This window comes from Mycobacterium gordonae (genome assembly GCF_002101675.1).
Lineage (GTDB): Bacteria > Actinomycetota > Actinomycetes > Mycobacteriales > Mycobacteriaceae > Mycobacterium > Mycobacterium gordonae.
The window spans coordinates 103,111-112,443 of record NZ_LQOY01000241.1; the positions used below are offsets into that span (position 1 = coordinate 103,111).

The window sequence follows — 9,333 nt, forward strand, 5'->3', positions numbered from 1 at the left end:
GAGTGGTGAACGGGCGAAGCTCGACCAGCGTGTCGCGTCGCGAGATGCACAATCGACGGCTAAGAAGGACCCATGCCGCCGATTGACCTGGCCGGTGCTGCCGTGGCGATCACCGGCGGTGCGCGAGGCATCGGGCTGGCCACCGCAAAAGCGTTCGCCGCCAGGGGGAGCCGCGTCTTCATCGGTGATCTCGACGCTGATCTGGCGGCCGAGGCCGCCGCCCGGGTCGGCGGACAGGGCTACGGTCTGGACGTACGCCGCCGAGAATCCTTCGAGGCGTTTCTTGCTGCGGTCGATGGGGCCGGGGCGCCGCTGACGGTGCTCGTGAATAACGCGGGCATCATGCCCGCGGGCCGCTTCGCGGACGAGGATGACGCGATCACCGACGCGATCCTGGACATCAACACCCGGGGTGTGCTCATCGGCACCAAGCTCGCCTTACCGGGCATGCTCGCGCGCGGCCACGGCCATATTGCGAACATCAGTTCCTATCTGGGCAAGGTCCCCGCAGCCGGCTTGGCGACCTACTGCGCGAGCAAACATGCGGTAGTCGGGTTCAGCGAGGCCCTGCGCGACGAGCTCGCCGGGACCGGGGTCACCGTCTCGGTCGTGCTGCCCTGCGCCGTGCGCACCGAGTTGACGGCCGGAGTCAAGCTGGGTGGCGTATTACCCACTGTCGATCCCGAAGACATCGCCGAGGCGGTGGTTCAAGCCTGCGCTCATCGGCGCGCCGCCGTTGCGGTGCCGCGATGGATGCGGGCATACGAGGCCGCCGCCGCCACGGTGCCGGACCGACTGGTAGCCGCCGTGCGCGGCAGTCTCACCCGGGCGCGCGTGTTGCGGACTCTGGACACGGATGCCCGCTCCGGCTATGACGCACGGGTGCGCGGTGCGGCTAAGAGTCCGTAATTTACTGCACTGCAACAGATCTCGAAACTGTCAAGGTTGACGCAATAAACACGAAGCAGCACAACGGATTTCCGTCCAACGAGCTTACCCTTGCCTCCGCTGTAGATGCCCTCCCAATAGCCTGTCAATGTACTGAAGACGCGCCGTAATGCCGAATTGTGTTAGAAGTCACCGCGTCTGGCTGAACTGAATGGCTGTTGCCACACGTCTGCCTGGACATGACCGAAACAAGCTACGTCACATCAGCTAAGCAAGCGCGAGCCAGTCGGGGCGCGCCGCGTATCGTCGGGACGGCGCTGGCCCTGCCTCCGCACCGGCACACTCAGGACCAGATAACATCTGAGCTCGCCGGGGTCAGCGCACCGGAATTCTCGCGCTTCGCCCGGACCTCCGGCGTCGACGAACGCAGTCTCGCACTACCACTTTCGCGATACCCGAAGCTGACCGGCTTTACCGAAGCCAACAACGCCTACATTGAAATCGCCACGAATCTGGCCGAGGGGGCCATACATTCTGCGCTCGCCGCGGCGGGCATTCGACCAGACGAAGTAGATACTGTCATGACAGTGTCGAGTACCGGCGTGGCGGTGCCCACCATCGATGCGCGGTTGCTGTCGCGCATCGGGCTGCGGCCAGACGTCAAGCGTGTTCCGCTGTTCGGTCTCGGATGTGTAGCAGGTGCGGCCGGAATGGCGCGCGTTCACGACTACCTGCGTGGCTTTCCCGGCGACGTCGCCGTGTTGTTGTCGGTGGAGTTGTGTTCGCTGACTCTGCAGCGCGACGACACGTCGATTCCGGCGCTGATCGGGGTTAGCTTGTTCGGAGACGGCGCCGCCGCCATCGTCGCCTGCGGAGCAAGCCGAACCTCGCACCGCCCCAACGCATATGCAGATGCACGCATCTTGGCGACACGCAGCCGGGTAATTCCGGACTCCGTCGACGTCATGGGCTGGGACATCGGCTCGAGCGGCTTTGCGCTGGTGATGTCGCGCGATGTGCCGAAGATGGCAGACGAGTACCTGCGGGGGGAAGTGGACGCCTTCCTCGCCGATCACGCCCTCTCGGCTGCCGACATCTCCGCGTGGATCTGCCATCCCGGCGGCCCCAAGGTACTCGACTCTATTCAGAATGCGGTCGGGCTTGCACCGCAAGCATTGCGCCACAGCCGAAATTCGATGCGAGAGAACGGCAACATGTCGTCGGTTTCCGTTCTCGATGTGCTGGGCCGCACGCTGGCCGCGCCACCGCCCGAAGGATCTTTCGGCGTCATGCTGGCGATGGGCCCCGGGTTCAGCTTCGAACTGCTGCTGTTGGGCTGGTGAGACGGTGGCGTACTACCTGCTGTTCATTGTCGCCGTCGGCCTGGAACGCGGTGTGGAACTCTTCGTCGGCAACCGCAATGCGGCATGGTCGTTCGCACAGGGAGGCCGAGAATACGGCCGGGGCCACTACCCGGTGATGGCCGGCATGCACGCGCTGTTGCTGCTCAGCTGCATCGGGGAAGCCTGGGTCGCCCACCGCCCGTTCATCCCCTGGCTGGGCTGGGCGATGGCCGCCGTCGTGTTCGGCAGCACAGCGGTGCGGTGGCGCTGCGTCACGGTGCTCGGCAAGCGCTGGAACCCGCGTCTGATCGTGATACCCGGCGCTCCATTGATCAGCGGCGGGCCTTATCGCTGGCTTCGTCACCCCAACTACGCGGCGGTCACCGCCGAGGTGGCGGCGCTGCCGCTGGTTCATTCCGCCTGGCTGACCGCAATCGCCTTCAGTATCGCCAACGCGTTGGTGCTCAAGGTGCGGATCCGAGCGGAAAACGTAGCCCTGGATGCCGCCGTCACCGGGTCCGGCTCCCGCGACCCCGCCGCGACAGGCACTTCCGATACTGACGGTAGCGGAATAGAGTGGGGGAGGTGACCAGCCCTGTCGACGGCAAGTACCTGCATACCTGCCCATTGTGTGAAGCCATGTGCGGCTTGGATATCCGCGTCCAAGGCGGCAAAGTCGCCGGCATTCGCGGCAATCGGGACGATGTGTGGAGCCGCGGACACATCTGCCCCAAGGGCGCCGCGCTGGCCGCGTTGCACGACGACCCGGACCGGATTCGGCAACCGCTGATCAAAGTGGACGGGCGGTGGCACGAGGTCAGCTGGGACGCCGCATTTCGGCGCTGCACCGAATTGCTGGCGCCGGTGATCCGCAAGTATGGGATCGGCGCCGTCACGGCGTACACCGGCAACCCACTGGCGCACTCGTTCTCGCTGGCCCGTTACGCGGGCGTGCTGCTGGGCATGTCCGGCATCCCGGTCACCTATTCGCCTGGAACGGTCGACCAGTGGCCGAAAAACCCTTCGTCGCATCTGATGTACGGCGGCTGGTGGAACTTCCCGGTGCCCGATATCGAACGCACGGACCTGCTGGTGATCATGGGCGCTAACCCTGCCGCGTCGCAGGGTTCACTGCTTGCGGCGCCGAACGTGATGGGCCTGATCGACGCGATTCGCAAGCGCGGCAAGGTGATCGTGATCGATCCGGTGCGGACCCGCACCGCCGATCACGCCGATGAGTGGCTACCGATCGTGCCCGGCACCGACGCGGCACTGTTGCTTGCCGTCGCGCATGTCCTGTTCGCCGAGGATCTGGTGGCGCCCGGGCCGCACGTCGAAGGCGTGGACACGATGCGCCGGGTGGCGGCGCAGTGGCCGCCGGGCCGAGTGAGTGCCGTCACCGGCATCGGCGAAGAGCGCATCCGAGAGCTGGCCCGCGAACTGGCCGGTACCGCCAAGTCCGTGGTGTACGGCCGAATCGGACTGTGTAACCAGGAATTCGGCAGCCTGGCCAGTTGGCTGGTCGACGTCGTCAACATCCTCACCGGGCATTTCGACACACCGGGCGGCGCGATGTTCCCGCGGCCGGCGGCCTGGTCCATCACAACGCAACCGTTGCCGGGCCTGGAGGACGGCGCGCCGGAATTCGGTCGTTGGCACACCCGGGTGCGCGGGGCGAAGGAAGTTCTCGGCCAGGTTCCGGTGTCCTGCATGGTCGAGGAGATCGCGACTCCGGGGGAGGGGCAGCTGAAGGCGCTGATCACCGTCGCCGGCAATCCGGTGCTCTCCTCGCCCGGCGGCGACAAGCTCGACGAGGCTCTTCCGATGCTGGAAGCGATGATCTCCGTTGACAATTGGCTCAACGAGACCACCCGCCACGCCGACGTGCTCCTGCCCGGGCTGTCACCGCTCGAGCAGCCGCACCACGACGACCTGGTGCTGCAGTTCGCGATTCGCAGCTTCGCCAACTATTCGGCGCCGGTGTTCGACCCGGGCGAGCGGCCACACGAGTGGGAGATCTTGATCCGACTCACCGGACTGTGCACCGGCACGCCCGCCGAGGATGTCGACGTCGACGCCATCGACGACGGCTTCTTCGACTATCTCGCATTCACCCGAGGGCTCGACGGGGCCACCATTCGGCAGCGCTACCAGCACGGCGGCCCGGAGCGAATGCTGGATCTGACCCTGCGCACGGGCCCCTTCGGCGACCGGTACGGCGACAACCCGGGCGGTCTCACCCTTGACCTGCTCAAGGCCCACCCGAATGGAATCGACTTCGGGCCGATGGTGCCCCAGCTACCCGGGATCCTCGGGACCGCGGACAAGAAGATTCGGCTTGCCCCGCAGTACCTGCTGGACGACCTTTCGCGACTGGCCGCCCGGCTGGAACGTCCCGCCGCCCCCCTGGTGCTAGTCAATCGACGGCATCTGCGTTCGAACAACTCGTGGCTGCACAATGTGCCCGCGTTGATGAAGGGCCGCGACCGTTGCACGCTGCTGATGCATCCTGCGGACGCCGCCCGGTACCGTGTCTCCGACGAGGACATCGTCACGGTGAAGTCGGAGTCCGGCGAAATCAAGGTGCCGGTCGAGATCACCGAAGCGATAAGTCCCGGTGTGGTGTCAATGCCGCACGGCTGGGGTCACGACAAGGCGGGTACGCGCTTGTCGGTGGCCAACGGCTCGCCTGGCGTAAACACCAATGTGCTCTCGCCTCCGACCCTGATCGACGAGCCGTCGGGCAACGGCGTTCTCAACGGAATCCCGGTCACCGTCAGCTGATTTCGGAAGCGGGCCGGCTAGACCCCTGTGTTGATCGCCTGATCTGCTGTGGCACGCATCTGGTCGGACAACCGGAGCAGATCGTGCTCGCCGACTCCGTTGGGCAGGGTGTAGGCCACTTGACGCAATTCGACGGCGTAATTTCGCAACTGCTGGCGGAGCGTCTCGATTGTGGGCATGACGCCTCCTAAAGGTGGGACTGGCCCGGGCGCCCCTCTGATCGACCGGCCCCTTCGAATCTATGCCGGATGCCGCCGGGTTCGCGACGCGGGCGGAGCGGTATTTACCAGAGATTGACTGGCCATTTACAGTCCGTACCACTTTGCCGCACCTGGGCGACACCCGCCGCGCCGCGATTGCGGCACCACTATTAGCTGACAGGACCTGCGAGGGGCCGCCGCCGGAACTTAGTCGGAGCTCTCCAACTCGTCGTCGATCACCACAGTTTCCTGCTGCTCCTGCCAGTCCGCAGGACTCGTCTCGAGCGGCAACTCGCCCGGCTCGACCTCGTACTCGTCAGCTTCCGTTGGATCGGTCGCGGACCGCAGCTGCTCAGCGGCGTCGGCGATGGGCACGTCGTCGGGGAAGGTGTTGTCGCGCTGGGGCATGGACGCCAAACTACCCGGTGTGCGCCGATGAAAACGCCGAGGATGCCTGTGCTCGGGCCCGTGGTCGGTTTCCACGATCGTCCCGCGGGCTACTATGCGGCCATGGCGCTCGACGAAGGATCGACGTTTGCCGGATACACCGTCATCAAGCGGTTGGGATCCGGCGGCATGGGTGAGGTCTATCTGGCCAAGCACCCTCGACTGCCGCGCCAGGACGCGCTCAAGGTCCTCAAGGCGGAGGTGTCGGCCGACCAGGAGTACCGGGAACGGTTCCACCGCGAAGCCGACACCGCGGCCACGCTGTGGCACCCGCACATCGTCGCGGTGCACGACCGCGGCGAGACCGACGGCCAGCTGTGGATCGACATGGACTACGTCGACGGCACCGACGCGGGGGAGTTGCTGGAGGAGCGGTACCCCAACGGCATGCCCGGCCCGGAAGTCGTCGAGATCATCACCGCGGTTGCGGAGGCGCTCGACTATGCCCACCTGAACAAGCTGTTGCACCGCGACGTCAAGCCCGCCAACATTTTGATCGCGCAACCCGATTCGCCGGAGCGGCGGATCCTGTTGGCCGACTTCGGCATCGCCGGTCTGGTCGGGGAGTCGACGGGATTGACCGCGACCAACATGACGGTAGGCACCGTCGCCTACGCGGCACCCGAACAGCTGATGGGCAGCGACCTCGACGGGCGAGCCGATCAGTACGCGCTTGCCGCCTCGGCATACCAGTTGCTCACCGGTGCGCCCCCGTTCCAGCACTCCAATCCCGCGGTGGTGATCAGCCAGCATCTCAGCGCCTCACCCCCGGCCATCAGCCAGCGCAGCCCCGAGCTGTCCAACCTCGATCCGGTCTTCGCCAAGGCGCTGGCCAAGGACCCCAAGGATCGCTATCTGCGGTGCATCGATTTCGCGCGGGCCCTGAGCCATAACCTGGGTGGCGGCACGGGCGACCCGGATGAAACCAGCCTGTCCTTGCCCGCGGTGGCCGCTTCAGGGGCAAGGCGCTCCCTGCTGCGACCGGCCGTCATCGTGCCGGCGCTGCTGGGGATCCTGCTGGTCATCGCTGTCGTGTTCGCGTTGCAGGAGTATTTGCGCGCCGATAAGGAGGAGCGCGCGACACCCGCTCCGCAAACACCGGCACCTACGTCGGTTTCCACGAGCCCGGCAGGGGCCACCCCGACGGTGACTCCCGCGCCGGAGATCCCGGTCGTCGCGATCGGTGCCGACTGTTTCCCTTTGGGCAGTCTCGGCACCACGAAGACCGGCGCGACGGCTTACTGCTCGATGATTCAGGGCACCAACACCAGCATCTGGTCGCTGACCGAGGGCACGGCGGCCAGCCCCACCGTCAGCGCCAGCCTGGAACCGAATGAGACCCCGCCGCCCACCGAGCAGGAGACACCGGTTCGGGTGTGCATGGAGCAGACCGGGCAAACCAGGCTGCAGTGCCTACAGGAAATCCGCCGGGGCAACGGCAGGCCCTAGACGCACCCGCTGACGCTGACGCGCCGGCCGACGTTCGCGCACACGTTGATATTTGGCGGCGGCGGCGGGGGAGGCGGATAGTCCTCCGGCAACGGCGCATAGTCCGTCGGCGGCGGGGCGTAGGGGGCGACGGCGTCGGCGATGTTGGTGCAGCCGCTGACGGAAATGCGCCGGCCGGCGTTGACGCACACATCGGCCAGCGCGGTCCCTGATGGCGTCCTTACCACGAGTAGGTCCGGCGCGATGGTGACTGCCAGCGCCAAGATGGCGAAGGTGAAGCCGGTCCTCTTCCAGTAAGCCCGCTGCGCCACGGCGTATCTCCTTCCGGTGAGAAATTCATCATATTCGCGCGCTGGATGCTGAACCTCGCGGGCGCGCAGGCCGCCAGTGTTGCAGCGGAGGGCACTCGCGGTTGTTGGTGAACGTGACTCAGAGACCCACGGCATGGCCGGGAGGGTCACCGCGGCTCCGAAAACGGCGGTGTCAGCGACCCGTCATCGTGCGCTCAGGGTAAGGTCTGTTGCTACGGGAAAGCTTATCCTAGAATGTAATTCGCATTTCGCTGGCTCGGTAGCGGGAAGCCCGTGCACTCCCGCCCGATCATCTGACGGTCCGCGTGGCGGAGATGTGTCATGAGGGCGAACGCTCCGGGCAGGCGCGTCGAAAATTTTCTCCGGAAAGCTTCCCATGAAACGGCTTCAGGGATAGTCTCACGGTGTGTTGAGACTTGGTCTCTAAATTTCTGCCCCGTTCTGCGAAGGGCATGACCGGATGCGAGGAGTCCGTCGATGTCACTTTTCGTTGTTCCGGACCTGCTGGCTGCGGCCGCTGGCGATCTTGCGGTCATCGAACAGGCGTTGAGCGCAGGCAATGCGGCGGCGGCTGTGCCGACGGCGGGGGTGACCGCTGCGGCTGCCGACGAGGTGTCGGAGGCGATCGCGGCGTTGTTCGGAGCGTATGCCCAGCAATACCAGGTGATCAGTGCACAAGCCATGACGTTTCACCATCGGCTTGTCTTGTCCCTGGGCGCGAGCGCGGGAAGCTTCGCCTTCGCTGAAGCGACCAACGCGTCGGCCGTGCAATCGGCCGGGCAGGCTTTGCTAGCGGTGATCAACGCGCCCACCGAGGCGCTGGTAGGCCGCGCCTTGATCGGTAACGGCGCTGACGGGGCCAGTGGGCCGATCGGACAACCGGGACAGCCGGGCGGAATTCTCTACGGCAATGGTGGCAGCGGTGGCAATAGCACCAATGCCGGCGCGTCCGGGGGTGCCGGCGGCGCGGCGGTGTCGGCGGCGCAGGTCAGTCCGGTGCATCCAGTGGTGTGCCAACCAACGGAAGCCAGGGCGGCGACGGGGGAGTCGGCGGACGGGGCGGCAGCGGTGGTGCGGGCATCAATGGCGTAGGTGGCGGCCAGGGCGGCGCCGGCGGTGACGGTGGTCAAGGCGGCGCCGGCGGTGCCGGCGGTCGCAACACCGGGATTGGTGCCACTGCCACCGGTGCGGACGGTGGCCGAGGTGGATCCGGCGGTCAGGCCGGCGCGGGCGGCGCCGGAACCGACGGTGGTGGAGCCGGCGCCAACGGTACGGGCGGACGTGGCGGCGCCGGTGGCGATGGTGGCGGCGGCGGCACCGGAAAGGCTGGTACGAGCGGCATTTTCGGGCCCGGCAACGGCCAACAGGGCGGCGCCGGAGGCGCGGGAGGGCAAGGAGGCGACGGGGGCGCGGGCATTGACGGGACCGGCGGCGGTGCCGGAGGCCATGGCGGGCGCGGCGGCCAAGGTGGCATGGGCGGTGATGGTGGTAACGCCACCGGACCGGGCGGCATTACCGGGGGTGCCGGCGGGCAGGGCGGCAGCGGTGGTGCCGCCGGTTCAGGCGGCTCCGGGACCGATGGCGGGTCAAGCGGGGCAAACGGCCTGGGTGGCACCGGCGGCACCGGCGGCACCGGCGGCAACGGGAGCATCGGGTCGGCCGGCGGGTCCGGGGACGCCCCCGAAATAGGTAAGCAGGGCGGCTCCGGCGGAGCCGGCGGCCGGGGTGGTGACGGTGGTGCCGGCATCAACGGTGTCGGTGGTGGTCAGGGTGGCCAGGGCGGTGTCGGTGGTCAGGGTGGCTCCGGTGGCACCGGGGGCGCCAACACCGCAGATGGCGTCGATGCGGCGGGCGCCGACGGCGGCAAGGGCGGCAGCGGCGGGGCCAACACGGGCAGTAGTGGCGGTCGGT

General features: G+C 67.0%; 8 protein-coding genes and 1 pseudogene. 6 read left to right on the forward strand and 3 right to left on the reverse strand.

Translation table 11 applies throughout. The annotated features are described in order from the left end of the window. The first annotated feature begins 72 nt into the window (after positions 1-72). The 4 genes from AWC08_RS30860 (at position 73) to AWC08_RS30875 (ending at position 5,015) form a co-directional block, all read left to right on the forward strand. Positions 73-909 carry an SDR family oxidoreductase gene (locus tag AWC08_RS30860; RefSeq protein WP_069434593.1) on the forward strand — a complete coding sequence of 279 codons (837 nt, stop codon included), beginning with the start codon at positions 73-75 and terminating at the stop codon, positions 907-909. A gap of 218 nt (positions 910-1,127) precedes the next feature. Beyond that, the gene (locus tag AWC08_RS30865; protein WP_083271286.1) at positions 1,128-2,231 is read left to right on the forward strand and encodes a type III polyketide synthase; all 1,104 of its coding nucleotides are present in this window, start codon (positions 1,128-1,130) and stop codon (positions 2,229-2,231) included. Positions 2,232-2,235: 4 nt separating this feature from the next. Further along, positions 2,236-2,820 carry an isoprenylcysteine carboxyl methyltransferase family protein gene (locus tag AWC08_RS30870; RefSeq protein WP_232008028.1) on the forward strand — a complete coding sequence of 195 codons (585 nt, stop codon included), beginning with the start codon at positions 2,236-2,238 and terminating at the stop codon, positions 2,818-2,820. Continuing rightward, the gene (locus tag AWC08_RS30875; RefSeq protein ID WP_083271288.1) at positions 2,817-5,015 is read left to right on the forward strand and encodes a molybdopterin-dependent oxidoreductase; all 2,199 of its coding nucleotides are present in this window, start codon (positions 2,817-2,819) and stop codon (positions 5,013-5,015) included. Before AWC08_RS30870 ends, AWC08_RS30875 begins: the two co-directional genes overlap by 4 nt. A gap of 17 nt (positions 5,016-5,032) precedes the next feature. On the opposite strand, the gene AWC08_RS37245 is transcribed toward AWC08_RS30875, so the two are convergent. Together AWC08_RS37245 and AWC08_RS30880 are read right to left on the reverse strand one after the other, a co-directional pair. Continuing rightward, positions 5,033-5,194: a hypothetical protein gene (locus AWC08_RS37245; protein ID WP_167545006.1), complete on the reverse strand. Its 162-nt coding sequence runs from the start codon at positions 5,192-5,194 to the stop codon at positions 5,033-5,035. Positions 5,195-5,422: 228 nt separating this feature from the next. Further along, positions 5,423-5,623: a hypothetical protein gene (locus AWC08_RS30880; RefSeq protein WP_065137183.1), complete on the reverse strand. Its 201-nt coding sequence runs from the start codon at positions 5,621-5,623 to the stop codon at positions 5,423-5,425. 102 nt (positions 5,624-5,725) lie between these two features. Between AWC08_RS30880 and AWC08_RS30885 the strand changes: the two genes are divergently transcribed. Next, positions 5,726-7,111, forward strand: a complete 1,386-nt coding sequence (locus AWC08_RS30885; protein ID WP_069434598.1) for a serine/threonine-protein kinase — start codon at positions 5,726-5,728, stop codon at positions 7,109-7,111. On the opposite strand, the gene AWC08_RS30890 is transcribed toward AWC08_RS30885, so the two are convergent. Continuing rightward, positions 7,108-7,422, reverse strand: coding sequence for a hypothetical protein (locus tag AWC08_RS30890; RefSeq protein WP_069434594.1), 315 nt, complete (start codon positions 7,420-7,422; stop codon positions 7,108-7,110). The two genes, AWC08_RS30885 and AWC08_RS30890, sit on opposite strands and share 4 nt — an antisense overlap. A 477-nt stretch (positions 7,423-7,899) precedes the next feature. Here AWC08_RS30890 and AWC08_RS39800 point away from each other — a divergent pair. Further along, a pseudogene (locus tag AWC08_RS39800) lies at positions 7,900-9,333 on the forward strand (PE family protein); the annotation flags it as partial.